This is a genomic window from Streptomyces sp. NPDC047002, from assembly GCF_040704505.1.
GTDB lineage: Bacteria > Actinomycetota > Actinomycetes > Streptomycetales > Streptomycetaceae > Streptomyces.
In genome coordinates, this window is the sequence record NZ_JBEYWC010000052.1 from 1 (window position 1) to 21,644 (window position 21,644).

Sequence of the window (21,644 nt, forward strand, 5' to 3'; positions counted from 1 at the left end):
CAGTTGACCGGATCAATTTTAGGCGGGTACGGGTGCGGTCTGTCCGGCCGTCAGGCACGCGGGGCAGACGATCCTCGGGGTGCCCGTGCCGGGGAGCCCGCGCCCCGGCACCCCCGCCGGGGCACGGCCGCCGTCCGCGACGGCGGTCTCTCGGTTCTTGCGCAGTCCTTGCTCGGTCCTCGCTCAGTCCTCGCTCGACGCCGACGGCAGCTGGCTCTGGATCAGGTCCATCACGGACGCGTCGGTCAGCGTGGTCACGTCGCCGAGCCGGCGGTTCTCCGCCACGTCCCGCAGCAGCCGCCGCATGATCTTGCCGGAGCGCGTCTTCGGCAGCTCGGCGACGGGCAGCACGCGCTTCGGCTTGGCGATCGGGCCGAGCGTCGCGCCGACGTGGTCGCGCAGCTCGGCGACGAGCCCGTCGTCGACCTGCGCCGAGCCGCGCAGGATGACGAACGCGACGATCGCCTGGCCCGTCGTCTCGTCCGCGGCGCCGACGACCGCGGCCTCGGCGACCTTCGGGTGCGAGACGAGGGCCGACTCGACCTCCGTGGTGGAGATGTTGTGGCCGGAGATCAGCATGACGTCGTCGACCCGGCCGAGCAGCCAGATGTCGCCGTCGTCGTCCTTCTTGGCGCCGTCGCCCGCGAAGTACCTGCCCGCGAAGCGGGACCAGTACGTGTCGATGAAGCGCTGGTCGTCGCCCCAGACCGTGCGCAGCATCGACGGCCACGGCTCGGTGAGGACCAGGTAGCCGCCGCCCCCGTTCGGCACCTCGTTGCCCTCGTCGTCCACGACGGTGGCGGAGATGCCGGGCAGCGGGCGCTGCGCGGAGCCCGGCTTGGTCTCCGTGACGCCGGGCAGCGGGGAGATCATGACGGCGCCCGTCTCGGTCTGCCACCAGGTGTCGACGACCGGGGTCTTCCCGCCGCCGATGTTCTCGCGGTACCAGACCCACGCCTCCGGGTTGATCGGCTCGCCGACCGACCCGAGGATGCGCAGGCTCGACAGGTCGTGGCGTGCGGGGATGTCGTCGCCCCACTTCATGAACGTGCGGATCGCGGTGGGCGCCGCGTACAGCAGCGTCACGCCGTACTTCTGCACGATCTCCCAGAACCTGCCCTGGTGCGGGGTGTCGGGGGTGCCCTCGTACATGACCTGCGAGGCGCCGTTGGCGAGCGGCCCGTAGACGATGTACGAGTGTCCCGTGACCCAGCCGATGTCGGCGGTGCACCAGTAGACGTCGGTCTCCGGCTTGAGGTCGAAGACGGCGTGGTGGGTGAAGGACGTCTGCGTCAGATAGCCGCCCGACGTGTGCAGGATGCCCTTCGGCTTCCCCGTCGTGCCGGACGTGTACAGGATGAACAGCGGGTGCTCGGCGTCGAACGCCTCCGGCGTATGCTGCGCGGACTGGCGGTCCACGATGTCGTGCCACCACACGTCGCGGCTCGTGTCGAACGCGGTCTCCTGGCCCGTGCGGCGGACCACGAGCACGTGCTCGACCTGCGGGCACTTGGCGACGGCCTCGTCGATCGCGGGCTTCAGCGCGTTCGGCTTGCCGCGGCGGTAGCCGCCGTCCGCGGTGATGACGACCTTCGCGTCGGCGTCCTGGATGCGGGAGGCGACGGCGTCGGCAGAGAAGCCGCCGAAGACGACGGAGTGCGGCGCGCCGATCCTGGCGCAGGCCAGCATCGCGACGACGGCCTCAGGGATCATCGGCAGGTAGACGGCGACCCGGTCGCCCTTGGCGACGCCTAGTTCGAGCAGCGCGTTGGCCGCCTTGGAGACCTCGTCCTTGAGCTGCGCGTACGTCAGGGTGCGGCTGTCGCCGGGCTCGCCCTCGAAGTGGATCGCGACGCGGTCGCCGTTGCCGGCCTCGACGTGCCGGTCGACGCAGTTGTACGCGACGTTGAGCCTGCCGTCGGCGAACCACTTCGCGAACGGCGGGTTCGTCCAGTCGAGCGTCTGCGTCGGCTCCGTGTCCCAGGCCAGCCGCCTCGCCTGCGCGGCCCAGAAGCCGAGCCGGTCCTCCGCCGCCTGTTCGTAGGCGTCCGCCGTCACGTTCGCGTGCGCGACCAGATCCGCGGGCGGCGCGAACCGGCGTTCTTCCTTGAGCAGGTTGGAGAGGGAGGGATGCTCACTCATGGCGACTCCTGACGCAGACGTGCAGCTGGTTTAGACCAATTCTCGGGATGCTCGATCATCGCAGTCAACAGGTGATCCTGGCACCTCTGCGCGCACCGGGTACAGCGCCCCGGCGGGGTCGGGGCGCCCCGGGCGGCAACTCGCCCCGTCCTTCGGACATATGAACGCCCCCGCCCCGCGGGACACGGGGAGGGGGCGCCGCCGTCGGCCGGGGGGTGCCCGCGGCCGGCGGCCCGCGGCTCAGGCGGGGGAGCCGGCCGGCTCGGTCTCGGCCGTGCCCACGCGGTGGAAGACGGGGGCGTCGGCGCCGGGCGCGTCATCCGGCAGGGACAGGGCGCGGTGCGGCTCGTCCAGCAGATACGCCTGGGCCTCCCCGACGTGGAAGTACATGCCGTGCAGCGCCAGGGTCCCCTCCGCGATCCCGCGGGCCACGGCGGGATGGGCCCGCAGGTTGTCCAGCTGCTGGACGACATTGGCGAGGCACAGCTCCTCGGCCGTGTCGGCGGCGGGCCGCGCGGAGAGCCGCGCCGCGGGGCCGCCGGGCTCGCGCATCCGCCGCAGGCTCGGCAGGCCGTGCCGCAGCCAGCGGCGCAGTGGGGTGGGTCCGGCCGCGGCCGGACCGCCGTCCTGCCGGGCGGCGTCGTCGGCGAGCAGCGCCTGCATGGCGCCGCAGCCCGAGTGCCCGCACACGGTGATGGAGCCGACGCGCAGCACGTCGACCGCGTACTCGATCGCCGCGGCCACCGAGTCGTCGCCGCCCTCCGCGCCGGGCAGCGGGACCAGATTGCCCACGTTGCGCACGGTGAAGAGGTCGCCAGGGCCGCTCGCCGTGATCATGCTCGTGACGAGCCGGGAGTCCGAGCAGGTGAGGAACAGCTGAGAGGGCCGCTGCCCCTCGCGGGCCAGCCGCGCCAGCTCGTCCCGCACCAGGGGGGCCGTGTGCCGCTGGAACGAACTGAGCCCGCTGGCCAGCCTGCCTGCGCCGGTGGCCGGGGCCGCGGGCGCGCCGGGCCGCGCCGGCTGCCCCGCGTGGTCCGGCTGTCCGGCCTGCCCCGCGTGTCCCGCCTGTCCGCCGAGGGGTGCCGGCAGGCGGCGGGCGCGGGCGCGGGCCGCGAGGGCGGCGAGCGGAATGCGCGCGCCGCGCCGCGGCCGTACGCCGTCCGGGTCCCGCACCCGCTCCGCGTGCGGCTCCTCGCAGTGGTGGTTGCGCCACGGCGTCCAGGGGCGGCAGCAGCCGCTCGGCTCGCGCGGCGGCTCGGCGAGCCGGCCGCCCGCCCCGCCGGTGAACTCCGCGATGCCGCCGTGCGCGGCCTGCGCCGTCTGCCACTCGTGCAGCACCTCGTACGCGGCGTGGTCCATGAACGACCCGTCGAGCTCGACCACGCACGCCGCGTGCTGCGGCACCCGGTGCAGTACGCGGGTGAGCCGGGGGACGGCGAGAAACGTCAACTGTCCGCTGACACGCACGTGGTAGCCGTCCCCGAGCTGCTCCACCGTGATCCGCGTACGGGTCAGCCTGCGCAGCGCGACGGCCACCGCGACCGCGCCGCCGACCGCCACGCCCTGGAGCACGCCGAAGAGGAGCACGGAGGCCACCGTCGCCACGTACACCAGGAACTCGCGGTGTCTGTGCACGTTGCGGATGTGCGCGTACGACACCATCTGGACACCGACCGCCATCACCAGCGCGGCGAGCGCCGAGAGCGGGATCCATTCGAGGGCGGGGGCCAGCAGCCCGGCCGCGAGCAGCACCCAGACGCCGTGCAGGACCGTGGAGGCGCGGCCCGTGGCACCCGCCCGCACATTGGCCGAGCCGCGCACGGCGCCGCCGGAGACGGCGAGTCCGCCGAGGAGCCCGGAGAGCGTGTTGGCGATGCCCTGCGCGCGCAGCTCCCTGTCGAGGTCGGGCCGCTGCGTGCGCGGCGCACCGGCGGCGCGTGCGGCGGCGAGCTTGTCGACGGCGACGGCGGAGAGCAGCGACTCCAGGCTCGCGACCAGCGTCATCGTCAGCACGGCGGTCAGCAGCGGGAGCACGGGGCCGCTCGGCACCGCGGGCAGGACGTGCGCGCTCCAGGACGGCAGGTCGACGCGCGCGAGGTCGGGGGCGGTGAACGCGGCGACGGCGGTCGCGGCGCCGACCGAGACCAGCGCGGCGGGGACCCGCCCGACGGTCCTGCGCGCGCGGCCCGGCAGCCGCGGCCAGAGGATCAGCACGGCCAGGGTCAGCGCTCCGATGAGCGGCGAAACCGGCCCGACATGGGCGAGTTGGCCGGGCAGTGCGAGGACGTTGTCGACGGCGGAGCTCTGCGGAGAGCCGCCGAGCACGACATGGAGCTGGGCGAGCGCGATGGCGACGCCGATCCCGGCGAGCGTGCCGTGCACGATGGCGGGGCTGACGGCGAGCGCGGACCTGGCGGCCCTGAACGTCCCGAGCAGGAGCTGGAGGAGCCCGGCCCCGACGGTGACGGCGCAGGTCGTGCGCCAGCCGAACTGCTGGATCATGCCGGCGGTGACGACGGTCAGACCCGCCGAGGGGCCGCTGACGAGGAGGGGCGAGCCGCCGAGTGCGCCGGCGACGATGCCGCCGACGCCGGCGGCGAGGAGTGCGGCGCCGAGCGGGGCGCCCATCGCCACGGCGAGGCCGAGCGACATGGGGATGGCGATCAGGAAGACGGTGACGGACGCCGACACGTCGGCGCCCGCGAGGCGGAGGCGGCGCTTGCCGCCAGGTCCGCGGCCCGGTGCGGGCGCGGCGGTCGCGGACGGTGGCCCGTGAGGGCGCTGGTGGGTGGTGGTCGAGTCGGTCGCGGTGGTGGCGGTACGGGTCGTGGGGCCCGAGGGGGGCCCTGAGGGTACGCGTGCGGACGACATGTTCCCGTCTCCTCTGGGGTGGCACGGCGCCGGTGGTCCGGCGGCCGGGAGTCACGACGTGCAGTGGCGGGATCGGTCAGGGCCGGAAGCGGCACAGGACCGGGATGATTCAAGAATTGGCAAACGAACCGTAACGATGTGTAAAGTCATTGTCGTCCGCCGTGCGGCAGGCGGAGCAACCATTCACTCGCAATAGTGAATAGTCACTTTTAAGGGCTCCGGCGGTATGCCGGAGCCCGAGATGGTGTGCGAGGGATCCGCAGGGGCGTGCGGGCGCGTGCGGAGGCGCGCAGGAGAAGCCGCGAGCGCCGAAGCGCGCGGGAAGCGGGCCCGCGCCGACGCGCCCCTGAGGGCCCGTCAGCCCTGCCGGGCCGGCGCGGCCGTCTCGCCGAGCACGAACGCGGGGTCGACCTGGGACGCCAGGTCGGCGCCCGTCTTGGCGTTGCCCCAGCTCTCCGCGTTCTTCAGGTGGAAGTGCACCATCTGCCGGGTGTAGCGGACCCAGTCGCGGTGCTCGTACGACCGCACCGCGGCGGCCTTGAGCGTGTCGAGGGCGGCGCGGTTCGCCTCCTCGAGCCGGTCGAACGGCGCGGGCCTGCCCTTCTCCATCGCCCGCACCCAGTCCGACTGCGCCAGCGCGACGAGCAGGTCGTCGCCGACCTCGTCCCGCAGGAACCGCAGATCGGACTCGTCCTGCACCTTGTTGCCCACGACCTTCAGCGCGACGCCGAAATCGCGGGCGTACTCCTTGTACTGCCGGTACACGGAGACGCCCTTCCGCGTCGGCTCCGCGACCAGGAACGTCAGGTCGAACCGGGTGAACATGCCGGAGGCGAACGAGTCGGATCCTGCCGTCATGTCCACCACGACGTACTCGCCCGGGCCGTCCACCAGGTGGTTCAGGCACAGCTCGACCGCGCCGACCTTGGAGTGGTAGCAGGCGACGCCGAGGTCCTCCTCGGTGAAGGGGCCCGTCGCCATCAGCCGCACGGCGCCGCCGTCGAGGCGCACCGGGCGGGCGCACGCGTCGTAGACCGGGTTGTCCTCCACCACGCGCAGCAGCCGCGAGCCCTCGCCCGGTGGCGTCGTCTTGATCATCGACTCGGCCGAGGCGATGCGCGGGTTGCTGCCCCGCAGGTGGTCCTTGATCAGGGGGAGGTGCGCGCCCATCGCGGGCAGCGCGGCGGCCTCCTCCTCGGTGAGGCCGAGCGCGGCGCCCAGGTGCTGGTTGATGTCGGCGTCGACGGCGACGACGGGAGTGCCGTCCGCGGCCAGGCTGCGGATGAAAAGCGAGGACAGCGTGGTCTTGCCGCTGCCGCCCTTGCCCACGAAAGCGATCTTCATGCTTACGTAGAGTAGTTGATGTGCTCCACGGCGTGTCCGGCTTGCGTGAAGAAGACCACTCCACCGTGGGCGCGGCGGCGGGGGCGCGTAGCCTCGCTCCCTATGAGCAGGCCCGCCTCCGACGCCCCGTCCGACACCCCGCACCGCCCCGCGGCGGCCCCGCGGCCCGACGACCCGCTGGCGGCGCTTGCCTCGCTGCCCGGGGTCGCCGACGCGGTGGAGTCCGTCCGCGCGGCCGTCGACCGCGTCTACGGGCACCGGGTGATGCGGCGCCGCAGCACGGAGGTCACCTCGGAGGCGGCCCTGCGCGCGGCGCGCGGCTCCGCCGCCCTGTCCGGCGCCGACTGGGAGCTGGAAGAGGTGCGGCGGCGCACCGACTTCGGCGCGGACCCGCAGGCGCGCACGGTGGGTGCCGCGCTGCGGGTGACCGCGGAGGCGGGGCAGCTGCTCTCCGTGTGGCGGCACTCCCCTACGCGCGTGCTGGCCAGGCTGCACCTGGTCGCGGCGGGCGGCGTGAGCGCCGGCGACGAGCGCGTCGGGCGGCCGAGGCTCGCCGGTGAGCCGGTGGTCGAGGCGCCGGGTCACGAGGGCGTGGGGCCGCTGACCGAGGCGCCGCTGCCGGGCCCCGACGAGGTGGCGGGCCGGCTCGACGGGCTGACCGGGCTGCTCCTCGCCCCGAGCGGCGCACCTGCCCTCGTCGCGGCCGCCGTCGTGCACGGCGAACTGCTCGCGCTGCGGCCCTTCGGCTCGTACAACGGCGTGGTGGCACGGGCCGCCGAACGCGTCGTGCTGATCAACAGCGGCCTGGACCCGAAGTCGATCTGCCCGGCCGAGGTCGGCCACGCCGAGCAGGGCAGGGCCGCCTACGCCGCGGCCTTCGAGGGCTATCTGTCGGCCACCCCCGGCGGGATGGCCGCGTGGATCGCCCACTGCGGGCGCGCGGTCGAGCTGGGCGTCAGGGAGTCGACGGCGGTCTGCGAGGCGCTCCAGCGCGGCGCCGCCTGAGGCTCCACCCGAGGCCGTGCGTGACCGGCAGGATCCGGCGCCCGGCGGCGTCCGGTGGGTCGCCTTTCTGGCTGTTTGAAGGTGAAAGTAAAGAAGCGGGACGGCGGGTTCCGTCCCGGTCGGCCCGGGAGTACAAAGGAATCAACGGCCCGCGGGACCACGGACGTCCGAGAGGACGACCGCGTACGCACAGGCCACACGGGCTGCGTGCGCACAACCGGGCACCCACGCGACGTCGACCCGTCGATTACGGGCCAGCCGCACCAGGTGACGGGCAAAGTACCCGACCTGATGGGCGCATATATCGAAGGACGCTTGGTAACCCGGCGAGCGTGCCGGCGGCGGTGTCGGAAGACGCCGCCGCATTTCTTTGCCGGCTCTCTGCCGGCCTTTTCGTGCTGACCCTGCTGCGTCGGTCTTCCCGCGCCGGCCCTTTTGTGTTGGCGTGCGGGTGCGGGTGCGGGTGCGGGTCTCCGGGGCGCCCGCGGGCGGCTCAGGCCAGGGCGCGCCTGCGGTTCGACGCGTACCAGACGAGCCCCGCGGTCACGGCCGCGGCGGCGAGCGCGACGGCCGCCACCACCCCGGGCCGCCCCGGCAGGGAGAGCGCGGGCAGCCGCTGGCGCAGCCGGACCGGGCGGTCGAAGACGAGGACGGGCCAGCCGCGGCTCGCCGCCTCGCGCCGCAGCGCACGGTCCGGGTTGACCGCGAAGGGGTGGCCGACCGACGCGAGCATCGGCACGTCCGTGGCGGAGTCGCTGTACGCGTAGCAGCGGGCCAGCTCGTACCCCTCGGAGGCGGCGAGGGCGCGCACGGCCTCGGCCTTCGTCGGCCCGTACGCGTAGTACTCCACCTCGCCCGTGAAGCAGCCGTCGTCGCCGATCGCCATCCGGGTCGCGACGACACGGTCGGCGCCGAGCAACGCGCCGATGGGCTCGACGACTTCGGCCCCCGAGGTGGAGACGATGACCACGTCCCTGCCGGCCGCGTGGTGGTCCTCGATCAGCGAGGCGGCCTCGTCGTAGATGATCGGGTCGATGAGGTCGTGCAGCGCCTCGGCGACGATCTCCTTGACCTGCGCCACGTTCCACCCCTTGCACAGGGCGGAGAGGTACTGCCGCATGCGCTCCATCTGGTCGTGGTCCGCGCGCCCGGCGAGGAAGACGAACTGCGCGTACGCGGTGCGCAGGACGGCGCGGCGGTTCATCAGGCCGCCTTGGTAGAAGGACCGGCCGAAGGTCAGCGTCGACGACTTCGCAATGACCGTCTTGTCCAAGTCGAAGAAGGCAGCTGTACGTGGCAAGTAGTCGTTTTCCACGCCCCGAGCATATGCGCCCACCATTCGGCGTAAGGTATGGCGTGTGGGTTTGCCTGAGAAGGCTCTCGGGTACACCATGGAAGTCACGGATCGTTCGCGACCGTGTCTAACCCGGTCCGGCTCCTCCCCCCCCGAGTCGGCCGTGGGGACGACCCCCGCTCTCCCCCCCGGCGGGGGTCGTCGCATGTCCGGGCCCGGTTTCGGCCCCCATCCCTTTGTGCCGCGCGCGTACGCGTGCCGCTGCCGGCTGCCCTCCGCGCTCTTTCTCCCCAGCGTGCACCGTCACGATGCGTAGCGGGAGCCCGCTCGGTGAATGTCACCGCTTTGAGCTACTGAGTTATTCACATTCGTCGAGTTGTCCACAGCTTTCGAGCAAGATCCACATGTTTTTCCGGAGTCGGGCAGCCTGATTCCGCGGCGAAGTCCGCAAGGCCGGAATCGCGGATACCGGATCGGTCCGCGCGCTCTGTGGGGCGCGCCGGCAGGCGCCGCGGTGCGGCGGGCGCGCACGGCGTGTGCGGGCCGGGTGCGCGGGTGTGCGCGCCGAGAGATCCGCGCGGCGGGAAGCGCGTGACGAGAGATACGGGGGCTCGGGCATGACGGGGTTCAAGGCGTTGAGGGGACAGGACCGGCGGGGGCGGTGGGAGCGGCGCGAACACCTGGGTCGGTGGGGCGACTTCGGCGGCGAAGGGCCGCCGCGCGCCGCGGGCCCTGGCGCGGCGCGTGCGCGCCCGCTGATCGTGACGGAGGATGTGCGGCTGCTCGACGACCTGTTGCGGCTGTGCGCCGCGGCCGGCGCGGAGCCGGAGGTGCATCACACGCTGCCGGAGAGAAAGGGGAGTTGGGAGGAGGCGCCGCTGGTCCTCGTCGGTGACGACGCGGCAGCCCGGTGCAGGGGAGCGGCCCGCAGGCCCGGTGTGATGCTGGTGGGCAGGGAGCAGGACGACCCGGCGGTGTGGCGCCTTGCCGTGGAGATCGGCGCCGAGTGCGTGCTGCGACTGCCGGACGCGGAGGGCTGGTTGGCCGACCGGCTCGCCGACGCCGCGGAGGGGGCGGCGGAGCACGCGGTCACGGTCGGCGTCATCGGAGGCCGGGGCGGCGCAGGCGCGTCGACGCTGGCGTGCGCGCTCGCCGTCACGGCCGCGCGGGCGGGCCGCAGGGCCATGCTCGTCGACGCCGACCCGCTGGGCGGCGGGCTCGACGTGCTGCTCGGCGGGGAGCGTGCCGAGGGCAGGCGCTGGCCCGACTTCGCCGCCTCCAAGGGGCGCGTCGCCGGTACGGCCCTTGAGGACTCGCTGCCCCGGCTGCACGACCTGAGCGTGCTCAGCTGGGACCGCGGCGAGACGGTCACCGTCGGCCCGGACGCGATGCGTTCCGTGCTGGCCGCCGCGCGCAGACGCGGCGGGGTCGTCGTGGTCGACCTGCCGCGCCGGGTGGACGAGGCGGTCGCCGAGGCGCTGGCGCAACTGGACGTCGGGCTGTTGGTGGTGCCCGCCGAGCTGCGGGCCGTCGCGGCGGCCGAGCAGGTGGCGTCGCGGGTCCGGATGGTGCTGCGTGACCTGCGCGCCGTGGTCCGCGGCCCCTGCCCCGCGGGTCTCGACGGCGCCTGGATCGCCGAGGCGCTCGGCCTGCCCCTCGTGGGCGAACTCCCGCAGGAGCCCGCCTTGTCGGATGCGCTGGAGCGCGGCGCTCCCCCGGGGGCGCGGGCCCGTGGGCCGCTCGCCGCGTTCTGCTCGGCCTTCTGGGAGCGGGCGCTCGGGCCGGAAGGCGGTGCCCGGTCGTGACGGCGCCTGCGGGGGACGGCGGCGCGGGCCTGCTGGAAGCCGTGCGGCGGCGGCTCGCGGAGAGCGGCGCGGAGCCGACGCCCGCCCGGGTGGCGGCCGCGCTGCGGGCGCAGGGGCGGCTGCTCGGCGACGCCGAAGTGCTCGGCGCGGCAGAGGAGTTGCGCAGCGAGCTGGTCGGCACGGGGCCGCTCGACGCGCTGCTCGCGGACGGCGAGGTGACGGATGTGCTGGTTTCGGCGCCCGACCGGGTGTGGGTCGACCGCGGCGGCGGCCTCGAACTCACGGGTGTGGCCTTCCCCGACGCGGCCTCGGTGCGGCGGCTCGCCCAGCGGCTCGCGGCGGCCGCGGGCAGGCGCCTCGACGACGCGCGCCCCTGGGTGGACGCGCGGCTTCCCGACGGCACCAGGATGCACGCGGTGCTGCCGCCGGTGGCCGTCGGATCGGCGTGCCTGTCCCTGCGGGTGGTGCGGCCGAAGGCGTTCTCCCTCGCCGAGCTGGTGGCGGAGGGCACCCTGCCGCCCGGCGGGCAGCAGACACTGCGTGCGCTGGTGGAGGCCGGGCTGTCGTTCCTCATCAGCGGCGGCACGGGGACGGGGAAGACGACGCTCCTTTCGAGCCTGCTGGGTCTTGTGGGGCCGCGGGAGCGGATCGTGCTCGCCGAGGACTCGGCGGAGCTTCGGCCCGACCACCCCCATGTGGTGCGTCTCGAATCCCGGCCCGCCAATCAGGAGGGCGCGGGCGAGGTGACGTTGAAGGACCTCGTCAGGCAGGCCCTGCGGATGAGGCCGGACCGGCTGGTGGTCGGCGAGGTGCGCGGCGCTGAAGTGACGGATCTGCTGGCCGCGTTGAACACGGGACACGAGGGCGGATGCGGCACGGTGCACGCCAACGCGGCGCGTGACGTGCCCGCGCGTCTCGAAGCGCTCGGCACGGCGGCCGGGCTCGACCGGGCCGCGCTGCACAGCCAGTTGGCTGCGGCCGTGTCCGTGGTGCTCCACCTCGTAAGGGACCGTGCGGGGCAGCGGCGCGTGGCGGAGGTGTGCGTGCTGGAGCGCGACCCGGCCGGACTCGTGGTGGCGGTGCCCGCGCTGCGGTGGGCGCCCGACGGGTTCGTCAGGGAGCGGGGCTGCGGCCGGCTGACGGCGCTGATCGGGCGTGCGCTGTGACGGGCGTGTCGGTGGGGGAATGCGCGTGGGCCGCGCTGCTTGGTGCGGTGTGCGCGGCCCTGGTCGGGGCGCGGGGGAGCCGGCTGCGGGCGCGTGCGTGGGCGCTCGCCGCCGGGTTCGAGGGCGCCGCGGCGCCGCCTGGCCCGGTGACGCGGCGCGTTCTGGCGTGGCTGCGCTGCCGGGCAGGGGCGCTCGGCGGGGAGTGGCTCTGCCTGCCCGCTGCCGTGCTGGTGGCGGTGGCGGGTGCGTCGGTGCTGCCGCTCGCCGCGGGGGTGTGCGCTGTGCCGCTGGTGCGCCGGGCGCTGCGGGCGCGCAGGCTGCGCCTGGCCGCCGAGGCGCGGGCCGAGTCGGTGGTCGCGCTGTGCGGGGTGCTCGCGGGTGAGGTGCGTGCCGGGGCGCAGCCCGTGCGGGCGCTGCGGGACGCGGCCGCGGTGACCGGGGGCCTCGGCGGTGAGGAGGCGTCGGTTGCGGCGGCCGTGCGGTTCGGCGGGGATGTGCCGGCCGCGCTCCGGCGGGCCGCGCGGGCGCCGGGCGCGGACGGACTGGTCGGGCTCGCGGCCTGCTGGCGGGTGGCCGTGGACGGCGGCGCCGGCCTCGCGGCCGGGCTCGAACGGCTGGAGGGCGCGTTGCGGGCCGAGTGCGACCAGCGGCAGGGGCTGCGGGCGCAGTTGGCGGGTGCCTGGTCGACGGTGGTGGTGCTCGCGCTGCTGCCCGTGGTCGGTATCGGGCTGGGCTCGGCGATGGGCGCGGGCCCGCTGCGGGTCCTGCTGCACACCCCGGCGGGCCTCGCCTGCCTGGCGGTCGGCGGCCTGCTGGAGGCGACCGGGCTGTGGTGGGCGGCCCGTGTCGTGAGCGCTGCGGAGGCGGGATGAGCGACATGTTCTTCCACAGGCTGTGGATGACGGTCGCGGCGTCGGCCGCGCTCGCCTGTGTCGCCGCCGCGTGGGCCGAGGGGCGCCGGGAGCGTGCCGCGCGGACACGGCAGGGGGCGCTGCTCGCGGGGGAGCGTACCGGCGGACGGCCCCGCCCCCGGCCGGAACTCGCCGCCCTGGCGCGGCGCTGGGGCGAGCCCGTCGCCGTGTTCACCGCGGGGTGGTTCCTGGTCGGCGGGGCGCCGGGGGCCTGCGCGGGCGCGGCAGCTGCGCTGGGGCTGTGGCGGTGGCGGCGTACGAGACCCGGGAAGGACCGGCGGGCCGCAGCCGCTGAGGCCGCCGCGGTGCGGCTGCCGCTCGCGGCCGACCTGCTCGCCGCGTGCGCCGCGGCGGGCGCGGGCCCACGCGAGGCGGCCGAGGCCGTCGGGACCTCGCTCGGCGGGCCGGTGGGCGACCTGCTGGCCGGTGCGGCGGCCGAGATCCAGCTCGGCGGCGAACCCGCCGTCGCCTGGGGGAGGTTCGGCGGAATACCGGGCGCGGCGGGGCTCGCCCGCTGCCTGGAGCGCGCCTGCTCCACCGGCGCCCCGGCCGCAGAACCGCTGGCCCGGCTGGCACAGGGCCTGCGGGCCGAGCGGTCGAGGAGGGCCACGGCCAGGGCCCAGCGCGCCCAGGTGCTGATCACAGGGCCGGTCGGCCTGTGCTTCCTGCCCGCGTTCCTCGCCACGGGCGTGGCCCCTGTGGTGCTCGGCCTGGCCACCGGGCTCCTGGGCGGGCGCTGAGGGCCGCGCGCGGCTCGGGCGTGCGTACGGGACGAACACACCACGGCAGTTGCCGAACGAATCCACGACAGCGGCGACGCCGCACAAGGCGAAAGGCAAGGGACATGGGAAGAAACGGCATGATGGGTACGGGCGGCACGAGGGCGCTCGCGCACGCGGCGGCCTCGCGGCTCAGGGCGGTGTGGGCACGGCGCCCCCGCTCGGACGCGGGCATGACCACGGCGGAGTACGCGATGGGCACGATCGCCGCGTGCGCCTTCGCCGCGGTGCTCTACAAGGTGGTCACGGGGACCACGGTGCAGAGCGCTCTGCAGTCGCTGATCGGGCGGGCGCTCCATGCGACGTTCTGACCGCGGCTATGTCACGGCGGAGGCGGCGGTGACCGTCCCCGGGCTCGTGGTCTTCTCGATGGCACTGGTGTGGGGTCTTGCGGCGGCGGCCGCCCAGATCCAGTGCGTGGACGCCGCGCGGGCCGGGGCGCGGGCGGCCGCCCGGTCCGAGCCGCGGGCCGCGGCGCTCGACGCGGCGCGCTCGGCGGCCCCGAAGGGCGCCGAGGTCAGGCTCGCCAAGACGGGCGACCTGTGGACCGTGCGGGTGTCGGCGCCCACGCCGGGGCCCGGCGCGCTCGCGCTGACGCTGACCGCCCGGGCGGTGGCCTCCGCCGAGGACGCGGCGCCCGCCGCCGGAGCGCCGGCGGGGGGCGGCGCATGAGCCCGCACGGCCGCGCGGGGCGCCGGCCCCGGCCGGCGCCTGCCCGTGGCCCGGCGGGGGACCGCGGTGCGGCGACCGTGGTGGCTGCCGTGCTGGCCTGCGCGCTCTGCGCGCTGTTCGGGGTGCTGCTCGCGCTCGGCCAGGCGGTGGCGGCGCGGCACCGCGCCGGGGCCGCCGCCGATCTCGCGGCGCTGGCAGCGGCCGACGCGGCACCGTACGGCGCCGCGTCCGCCTGCCGCCTGGCGGAACGGGTCGCGGCGGCCCAGGCCACCCGGCTTGCGGCGTGCGCGGTGGAGGGGCCGGTCGCGGAGGTGACGGCGGTCGCCAGGGTCGGTCCGTACGCCCCCCATGTCAGAGCCCGCGCGGGCCCCGGCACCCCGCTCGCCCCGGCAGCGGGCCCGGGGACCGGGGGTGCCTCGGCGCCCGGTGCCGTGGGCGGCGGGCCGGGGGCGGACCCTAGGCCGGTGGTCCCGGCACCTGCGGGTCAGGGGCCTGCGGGGGCGGCGGAGCCGAAGCCTGCGGGGCCGGAGTCCGCGGGGCACGCAGGGCACGCGGGGCCTGCGGGGCCTGCGGGGCCGTGACCGGTGGGGTCGAGGGCGGAGGCTCCTGGGACGGAGCGGGGACCCGAGGGGCTTCGTGGGAGGCCGGGGCGCCCACGGGCTGCGCGGGGTCCCCGGGGCCTGCAGGGCCCGTAGGGACGGCCGCGGAGTCCTCGGGAGTTTCGGGGACCGCGGAGACCTCGGGGGTCTCGGGGGCGTGTTTGAGGAGTTCTGTGAGGAGGCGGACCGCGGCGCGCTTGTGCAGGGGGTCGTTGCCGTTGCCGCACTTGGGCGACTGGATGCAGGACGGGCAGCCGGCCTCGCACTCGCAGGAGGCGATGACCTCGCGGGTGGCGGTCAGCCAGGCGCGGGCCGTGTGGAAGGCGCGCTCGGCGAAGCCCGCGCCGCCCGGGTGGCCGTCGTAGACGAAGACCGTGGGCAGCAGCGTGTCCGGGTGGAGCGGGATCGAGACGCCGCCGATGTCCCAGCGGTCGCAGGTGGCGAAGAGAGGGAGGAGCCCGATGGAGGCGTGTTCCGCGGCGTGCAGGGCGCCGCCGAGCTGCTCGGGGTTGACGCGGGCGGCGTCGAGCTGGTCCTCGGTGACCGTCCACCACACGGCGCGGGTGCGCAGCGTGCGCGGCGGCAGGTCGAGCTTGCTCTCGCCGAGCACCTCGCCGGTGATCAGACGGCGTCTGAGGAAGGAGACGACCTGGTTGGTGACCTCGACGGAGCCGTAGCAGAGGCGCCCGCCGCCCCACGGGACCTCGGTCTCGGTCTCCAGCACGGAGATCGCGGTGGTGTCGCGTGCCGTCGTCGAGTACGGCGGGTCGGCCTGCTCGACCAGGGCGACGGAGTCGGCCAGGTCCAGGTGCTTCACCAGGTACGTGCGGCCCTGGTGGAGGTGGACCGCGCCGTCGTGCACGGCGGTGTGGGCCGCGGCCTCGTCGACCGTGCCGAGCAGCCGTCCCGTGCCGGCCTCCACGACCTGGACGGGGCTGCCGCCCCCGCCGCGGATGTCCGCGAGGTCGGCCGCGCGCCTGCGCTGCGTCCAGTACCAGCCGGAGGAGCGGCGGCGCAGCAGCGCGGCCGACTCCAGCTGCGGCAGCAGCTTCGCCGTCGCCGGGCCGAACAGCGGCAGGTCGTCCTCCGTGAGGGGCAGTTCGGCGGCGGCCGCGCACAGGTGGGGGGCGAGCACGTACGGGTTGTCAGGGTCGAGGACGGTCGACTCGACGGGCTGCCTGAACAGCGCCTCAGGATGGTGGACGAGGAAGGTGTCGAGCGGGTCGTCCCTGGCCACCAGCACGGCGAGGGCGCCCTGCCCCGACCGTCCCGCGCGGCCCGCCTGCTGCCACAGGGAGGCGCGGGTGCCCGGGTAGCCGGTGATCAGGACGGCGTCGAGGCCGGAGACGTCGATGCCGAGTTCGAGGGCGGTGGTGGCGGCGAGGCCGAGGAGCTCGCCCGAGTGCAGGGCCGCCTCAAGGGCGCGGCGCTCCTCGGGCAGGTAGCCGCCCCGGTAGGCGGCGACCCGGCCGGGCAGGGAGCGGTCGACCTCGGCCAGGCGCTCCTTGGCGATGACGGAGATCAGCTCGGCGCCGCGCCGGGAGCGTACGAAGGCGACGGTGCGGACGCCCTGCACGGTCAGGTCGGTGAGGAGGTCGGCGGTCTCCGCGGTGGCGGTGCGGCGCACGGGCGCGCCCTTCTCGCCGTGCAGGTCGGTGAGCGGGGGCTCCCACAGGGCGAAGACGACCTCGCCCCGCGGTGAGGCGTCGTCGGCGACCTCGCGCACGGTCAGGCCGGTGAGGCGGCCCGCGGCGAGCGCGGGGTCGGCCGCGGTGGCCGAGGCGAGCAGGAAGACCGGGTGCGCTCCGTAGCGCGCGCACACGCGGCGCAGCCGCCGCAGCACCTGGGCGACGTGCGAGCCGAAGACGCCGCGGTAGGTGTGGCACTCGTCGATCACGACGTAGCGCAGGGCGCGCAGGAAGGAGGACCAGCGCGGGTGGGACGGGAGGATCCCGCGGTGCAGCATGTCCGGGTTGGTCAGGACGTAGTTCGCGTACTGGCGCACCCACTCGCGCTCCTCGACGGGGGTGTCGCCGTCGTACACGGCGGGGCGCACGGCCGTGCCGAGCGGCGCCGCCAGCTCGCGCACGGCGCGGCGCTGGTCGGCGGCGAGCGCCTTGGTGGGCGCCAGGTACAGGGCGGTGGCGCCCCGGCCGTTCGGCGCTTCCGAGCCGTCGAGGAGGGTGGTCAGGACGGGTGCGAGGTAGGCGAGTGACTTGCCGGACGCCGTGCCGGTGGCGATCACCACGGACTCGCCGTCGAGCGCGTGCTCGGCCGCCTCGGCCTGGTGGGCCCACGGATGGCCGATCCCGGCCGCCTGGATCGCCGCGACGACCTCGCTGCGAATGCGATCGGGCCAGACCGCATGACGTCCCGGTCGCGGGGGCAGGTGCTCCGTATGGGTGATGCGCGCAGCCCGGCCCGCCGCGGCGGCGAGCCGGTCGAGGACCGCGTCCGGCGTGGGGCGGTCTTCCCCGCTCCGGGCGGGTCCACTGGGGTGGTGATTCCTGGCCATCGGCATCGAGTGTGTCACTGGCGTGCGGGACAATGGCCCCAAGGCGTCGTGCATGGCTGCTGGTAAGTGATTGAATGCCATCGCGGCTGGCGATACGTCCCCTGGCTCCGTCGGGGAGACCCGAGGGGCGACCGCTCGATAGCAAGGTGCTGGAGGATCCGTGGACCTGTCCCTGTCGACTCGCAACGTGTCCGGCCCAGGAGGCGACCGCACGGTCGTCGAGGTCGGTGGCGAGATTGATGTGTATACCGCGCCCAAGCTGCGCGAGCAGTTGGTGGAGTTGGTGAACGACGGCAGCTACCACCTGGTCGTCGACATGGAGGGCGTGGACTTCCTCGACTCGACCGGGCTCGGCGTGCTCGTGGGCGGCCTGAAGAGGGTGCGCGCGCACGAGGGCTCGCTGCGTCTCGTCTGCAACCAGGAGCGCATTCTCAAGATCTTCCGGATCACGGGCCTCACCAAGGTGTTCCCGATCCACACCACGGTGGACGAGGCCGTGGCCGCCACCGACTGACGTCGGCAGCGGCTTCCGGAGGATTGGACGGGGGAGCCGGGCGCGTCTGCCCGGGTCCCGCGTTCGCAGGCTCGTGGAAGTGGTGGAGAGTGCACGCTCGTACGTCCGAGGGGGATCCGCATGGCCACCGTTGAACTCCGCTTCAGCGCCCAGCCGGAACATGTCAGAACGGCCCGTCTGGTGGCCGCTGCCGTGGCGCGGCGTGCCGGAGTCGACGAGGCCGTCCTCGACGAGGTCAGGCTGGCCGTGGGCGAGGCGTGCAGCCGTGCCGTGGGGCTGCACCGCAGCCATGGCGTCACCTCCCCCGTGATGGTGGCGCTGACCGAGGAGGAGAAGACCTTCTCCATCGAGGTCGGTGACGGGGTGCCGGGGTCCGGTGCGTCCGGGGCGGGATCCGGTGCGGACGGGCCCGCTGCCGACAGCGGCGAGGGCGAGGACGAGATGGGGCTCGCGGTGATCAGCGGGCTCGTCGACGACGTGAAGGTCACCTCGGGCGCCGAGGGCGGCGTGATCAGGATGAGCTGGCCGACCGCGTCGGCGGTGCCGCTGGCCTGAGGGCGCGGCGCGCCGGGGAGAGGTCCTGTGACCAGGGCCTCTTTTCTCATGTCCGGCGCCGCGCCCGCGCCCGTCGCTCCTGTCCTGCGCCGCGTCCGTACCCGTCCCCCGTGTCCTGCGCCGCGTCCGTACCCGTCCCTCCTGCCCGCCCGGGCGCTCGTACTCGTCGGTAGCGTGAGGTGTCTCTCGTGTGGTGCAAAACCAGTCAAACCGGTGCGGAGTGGTCCGCTTCGGTGCTGACGCGGGGTGAGCGGCGTGTATGTTCCGGGGCCGAGAGCCTCGGAAGGGACCGATCGGTGAAGAAGAAGCTTGCGGCCACGCTGTCCGGTGGTGCGGTGGTGCTCCTGGCGCTGTCCGGGTGCGGCAACAACGACGGCAAGGTGAACGACTGGGCCAAGGGCTTCTGCGACAAGGTGCAGCCGCAGCGGCAGGCCATCTCCGACGCCAACGAGTCCATCGTGAAGGCCACCTCCACGGCGAGCTCCCCCGAGGACGTCAAGAAGGTGGACTCGGCGGCCTTCGGGACCAACGCCAAGGCCTACCGGGCGCTGGCCTCCGCGGTGAAGTCGGCGGGCGCGCCGCCCGTGGACGACGGCGAGAAGACCCAGAAGGACGCGGTCAGCGAGCTCAACGCGACCGCGGGCGCGTACGCGGCGCTCCAGAAGCAGGTCGACGCGCTGGACACCAAGGACCAGGCGAAGTTCGCGCAGCAGCTCGGCGACGTCTCGACGCAGCTCGGCAAGATCGGGTCGAGCGGCGACTCCGCGCTGCGCAAGCTCCAGTCGGGCGACCTCGGCAAGGCCATGGCCAAGCAGCCCGGCTGCAAGAAGGGCGCCCCCTCGGGGGCCGCATCCGCCTCGGCTTCGTAGGCCGGGCGGGCCGGTGCCGGGCGCTGTCAGTGGCGCCCGTCACAATGTGGGGGTGAGTACCACCAGTCTTCCCGCACCCGACCGCGCGGCCCGGCTCCGCGAAGCCCTGCTCGCCGCGGAGTTCACCGCCGACGGCCTGCTCGACCTGCTCGGCGCGCCCGCCTACGCGGCGCTCGCGCGCAGCGAGACCGTGCCCGCGCTGCGCGCCACCGGCGGCGCGTCCCGGCTCGACACGCTGGTGCGGCTGTTCCTGCTCCAGCGCGCCGTGCCCGCGGAGCGCGCGGCGGCGGCGCTGCCGTTCGCGGACGCGCTGGCCGACGGCTGGCTCGCCGAGGCGGACGGCGGGGCCGTGCGGGCGACGGTCGACGTCCGGCCGTACGGCGGGCCCGAGGGGCAGGACTGGTTCATCGTCTCCGACCTGGGCTGCGCGGTCGGCGGCGCCGCGGGCGCGAGCGGGCGAGGCGCGGGCGTCGTGCTGGGCGTCGGCGGCGCGTCGACCACCCTCGCGGGGCTCACGGTCCGCGCGCGGGCCGGCACGGCCCTCGACCTCGGCACGGGCTCGGGCATCCAGGCGCTGCACGCCTCGCAGCACGCGGGCAGGGTCACGGCGACCGACCTCAATCCGCGGGCCCTGGAGTTCGCGGGGCTCACGCTCGCGCTCTCCGGGGCGGCCGGCGCCGAGCTGCTCGAAGGCTCGCTGTTCGAGCCGGTGGGCGATCGTGCGTTCGACCTGATCGTGTCGAACCCGCCGTTCGTGATCTCGCCCGTGGGCCCCGAGGGGGACGCCGCGCGGCGCACGTACAGGGACGGCGGGATGGCGGGCGACGACCTCTGCCGCACGCTGGTGCGGCAGGCGGGCGACCACCTCGCGGAGGGCGGCTTCGCCCACTTCCTCGCCAATTGGGAGCACGTCGAGGGCGAGGAGTGGCAGGACCGGCTGCGCTCCTGGGTGCCGCAGGGCTGCGACGCCTGGATCGTGCAGCGCGAGGTCCAGGACGTCACCCAGTACGCGGAGCTGTGGCTGCGCGACAGCGGGGAGCACGGCGGCCCCGACCCCGAGCGGTACGAGCGTCTTTACGGGGCCTGGCTCGACGAGTTCGACCGCAGGAGGACCCGCGCGGTCGGCTTCGGCTGGATCACGCTGCGCAAGGCCGCGTCCGACCGCCCCTCGGTCGTCGTGGAGGACTGGCCGCACCCCGTGGAGCAGCCGCTCGGCGAGACCGTGCGGGCCCACTTCGCCCGCCAGGACTACCTGCGCACGCACGACGACGCGGCGCTGCTCGCCGACCGCTTCACGCTCGCGCCCGAGGTCGTGCAGGAGCAGGTGGGGCTGCCGGGCGCCGAGGACCCCGAGCACGTGGTGCTGCGCCAGCACCGCGGCATGCGCAGGGCGACGGAGGTCGACACGGTCGGTGCCGGCTTCGCCGGCGTCTGCGACGGCACCCTGACCGCGGGCCGCATCCTCGACGCGATCGCGCAGCTGGTGGACGAGGACCCGGTCGCGCTCAGGGACCGCACCCCCGAGTCCATCCGCCTGCTGATCGGCGAGGGGTATCTGGAGCCCGCGGCGGCAGGCGCGCCCGCGGGGGAGGCAGCGGCAGGCCGGCCCCTGCCCGGGGGCCCGGGGGCGCGCCCATAATCGCGGACATGGACGTGGGGTACGCAGGGGACATCACCTTCGCCGACTTCGAGATGTTCCTGGTCTTCAGCAAAAACGAGCACTTCGGGCACGCGGCGGCCGAGCTGGGGGTGAGTGCGGCCACCGTGCAGCGCACCGTGCGCGCGCTGGAGCGGAAGCTCGGGGTGGCCCTGATCGAGCAGTCGGGGCGCCGGGTGCGCATGCTGCACAGCGGGCACGTGCTGGTGCGCGAGGCGCAGGCGGTGCTGCGGGCCAGGCTGGACGCCGTGGACACCACGCGGGCCGAGTCCGGGGTGCCGCACCGCAGGCTGCGGATCGCGCACACCTACTCCCTCGGGCTCGGCTTCGTCCCCGACGTGCTCGCCGAACTCCTCGGCGCCCACCCGGAGCTGCGGTTCCGCTGCTGGCAGAGCTCGGCGACCAATGTGGTCTCCGCGCTGCTGCGCGGCGAGGCCGACGTCGCGTTCACCTCGCTCTCGCCGACCGAGACCGACATCGTCGTCGAGCCGCTGTTCACCGAGTCGCTGCTGCTGACGGTGCCCGCGGGCGACCCGCTCGTCGGCCGCGGTGAGGTGGGTCTCGCCGAGGTGCGGGACCGGCCGTTCATCGCCATGGAGCTGGGGTCGAGCAGCCGTACGCACATGGTGAACGCCTGCGCGCGCGCCGGGTTCGTGCCCCGCATCACCGTCGAGGGCAACGACCTGTTCGTCGTGGAGTCCATGGTGGGCGCGGGCATCGGGGTCTCGGTGGTGCCCGAGGGCATGGACAACCACCAGCACCCGCGGGTGGCGCGGCTGCCGATCACGGACCCCTCGTCGGCGGGGCGCACGATCTTCCTCGCCTACCAGCGCACGAGCGCCGTCCACGAGAGCGTCCGCACCCTGGCGGGCATCGCGAGGAGCCACGGGAAGGAGCTCGGCGAACCGTTGCGGCCACCGCAATGATTGCAGCGTGCGCTGTCGTT

At 74.8% G+C, this 21,644-nt stretch carries 17 protein-coding genes and 1 pseudogene; 13 read left to right on the plus strand and 5 right to left on the minus strand.

Going from position 1 to position 21,644, the window contains the following annotated elements; translation table 11 throughout:
• Positions 1-183 precede the first annotated feature (183 nt).
• The 3 genes from acs to AB0910_RS30330 all read right to left on the minus strand — a co-directional run bounded on the left by acs (position 184) and on the right by AB0910_RS30330 (position 6,357).
• Complete coding sequence (gene acs / locus AB0910_RS30320; RefSeq protein ID WP_366747871.1) at positions 184-2,142, minus strand: acetate--CoA ligase; 1,959 nt, start codon at positions 2,140-2,142, stop codon at positions 184-186.
• A 240-nt stretch (positions 2,143-2,382) separates the two neighbouring features.
• Positions 2,383-4,833, minus strand: coding sequence for a SulP family inorganic anion transporter (locus AB0910_RS30325; RefSeq protein WP_366747891.1), 2,451 nt, complete (start codon positions 4,831-4,833; stop codon positions 2,383-2,385).
• A gap of 537 nt (positions 4,834-5,370) precedes the next feature.
• Positions 5,371-6,357 carry an ATP-binding protein gene (locus AB0910_RS30330; RefSeq protein ID WP_366747872.1) on the minus strand — a complete coding sequence of 329 codons (987 nt, stop codon included), beginning with the start codon at positions 6,355-6,357 and terminating at the stop codon, positions 5,371-5,373.
• Positions 6,358-6,459: 102 nt separating this feature from the next.
• Here AB0910_RS30330 and AB0910_RS30335 point away from each other — a divergent pair, with 102 nt between their 5' ends.
• Positions 6,460-7,362, plus strand: a complete 903-nt coding sequence (locus tag AB0910_RS30335) for an oxidoreductase (RefSeq protein WP_366747873.1) — start codon at positions 6,460-6,462, stop codon at positions 7,360-7,362.
• Positions 7,363-7,855: 493 nt separating this feature from the next.
• On the opposite strand, the gene AB0910_RS30340 is transcribed toward AB0910_RS30335, so the two are convergent.
• The gene (locus AB0910_RS30340; RefSeq protein ID WP_366747874.1) at positions 7,856-8,701 is read right to left on the minus strand and encodes an HAD-IB family hydrolase; all 846 of its coding nucleotides are present in this window, start codon (positions 8,699-8,701) and stop codon (positions 7,856-7,858) included.
• A 572-nt stretch (positions 8,702-9,273) separates the two neighbouring features.
• Between AB0910_RS30340 and ssd the strand changes: the two genes are divergently transcribed.
• From ssd to AB0910_RS30375, 7 genes and pseudogenes are all read left to right on the plus strand, one after another.
• On the plus strand, positions 9,274-10,461 hold the full coding sequence (gene ssd / locus AB0910_RS30345) for a septum site-determining protein Ssd (protein WP_366747875.1): 1,188 nt from the start codon (positions 9,274-9,276) through the stop codon (positions 10,459-10,461).
• Positions 10,458-11,627: a TadA family conjugal transfer-associated ATPase gene (locus AB0910_RS30350; RefSeq protein WP_366747876.1), complete on the plus strand. Its 1,170-nt coding sequence runs from the start codon at positions 10,458-10,460 to the stop codon at positions 11,625-11,627. Before ssd ends, AB0910_RS30350 begins: the two co-directional genes overlap by 4 nt.
• 5 nt (positions 11,628-11,632) lie before the next feature.
• Positions 11,633-12,499 (plus strand): type II secretion system F family protein, encoded by an 867-nt coding sequence (locus tag AB0910_RS30355; RefSeq protein ID WP_366747877.1) that lies wholly within the window; start codon positions 11,633-11,635, stop codon positions 12,497-12,499.
• A gap of 5 nt (positions 12,500-12,504) precedes the next feature.
• A complete protein-coding gene (locus tag AB0910_RS30360; RefSeq protein WP_366747892.1) occupies positions 12,505-13,278 on the plus strand; it encodes a type II secretion system F family protein in 774 nt (257 codons plus the stop codon).
• Between the two features lie 122 nt (positions 13,279-13,400).
• Positions 13,401-13,628, plus strand: a complete 228-nt coding sequence (locus AB0910_RS30365) for a DUF4244 domain-containing protein (protein ID WP_366747893.1) — start codon at positions 13,401-13,403, stop codon at positions 13,626-13,628.
• Positions 13,615-13,989 carry a TadE family type IV pilus minor pilin gene (locus AB0910_RS30370; RefSeq protein ID WP_366747878.1) on the plus strand — a complete coding sequence of 125 codons (375 nt, stop codon included), beginning with the start codon at positions 13,615-13,617 and terminating at the stop codon, positions 13,987-13,989. The genes AB0910_RS30365 and AB0910_RS30370 overlap by 14 nt, the downstream gene beginning before the upstream one ends.
• A pseudogene (locus AB0910_RS30375) lies at positions 13,986-14,348 on the plus strand (Rv3654c family TadE-like protein); the annotation flags it as partial. The gene AB0910_RS30370 and the pseudogene AB0910_RS30375, both read left to right, overlap by 4 nt.
• A gap of 97 nt (positions 14,349-14,445) precedes the next feature.
• Here the strand turns inward: AB0910_RS30375 and AB0910_RS30380 are convergent.
• The gene (locus AB0910_RS30380; protein ID WP_366747879.1) at positions 14,446-17,184 is read right to left on the minus strand and encodes a DEAD/DEAH box helicase; all 2,739 of its coding nucleotides are present in this window, start codon (positions 17,182-17,184) and stop codon (positions 14,446-14,448) included.
• Positions 17,185-17,263: 79 nt separating this feature from the next.
• On the opposite strand from AB0910_RS30380, the gene AB0910_RS30385 reads away from it, so the two are divergent.
• From AB0910_RS30385 to AB0910_RS30405, 5 genes are all read left to right on the plus strand, one after another.
• Positions 17,264-17,617: an STAS domain-containing protein gene (locus AB0910_RS30385; RefSeq protein WP_003967428.1), complete on the plus strand. Its 354-nt coding sequence runs from the start codon at positions 17,264-17,266 to the stop codon at positions 17,615-17,617.
• A gap of 120 nt (positions 17,618-17,737) precedes the next feature.
• A complete protein-coding gene (locus tag AB0910_RS30390) occupies positions 17,738-18,172 on the plus strand; it encodes an ATP-binding protein (protein ID WP_366747880.1) in 435 nt (144 codons plus the stop codon).
• Between the two features lie 296 nt (positions 18,173-18,468).
• The gene (locus AB0910_RS30395; RefSeq protein ID WP_366747881.1) at positions 18,469-19,041 is read left to right on the plus strand and encodes a small secreted protein; all 573 of its coding nucleotides are present in this window, start codon (positions 18,469-18,471) and stop codon (positions 19,039-19,041) included.
• 52 nt (positions 19,042-19,093) lie between these two features.
• Entirely contained in the window at positions 19,094-20,680 is a 1,587-nt protein-coding gene (locus tag AB0910_RS30400; RefSeq protein ID WP_366747882.1) for a methyltransferase, read from the plus strand.
• 8 nt (positions 20,681-20,688) lie between these two features.
• Positions 20,689-21,624 carry a LysR family transcriptional regulator gene (locus tag AB0910_RS30405; RefSeq protein ID WP_366747883.1) on the plus strand — a complete coding sequence of 312 codons (936 nt, stop codon included), beginning with the start codon at positions 20,689-20,691 and terminating at the stop codon, positions 21,622-21,624.
• The last annotated feature ends 20 nt before the right edge of the window (positions 21,625-21,644 follow it).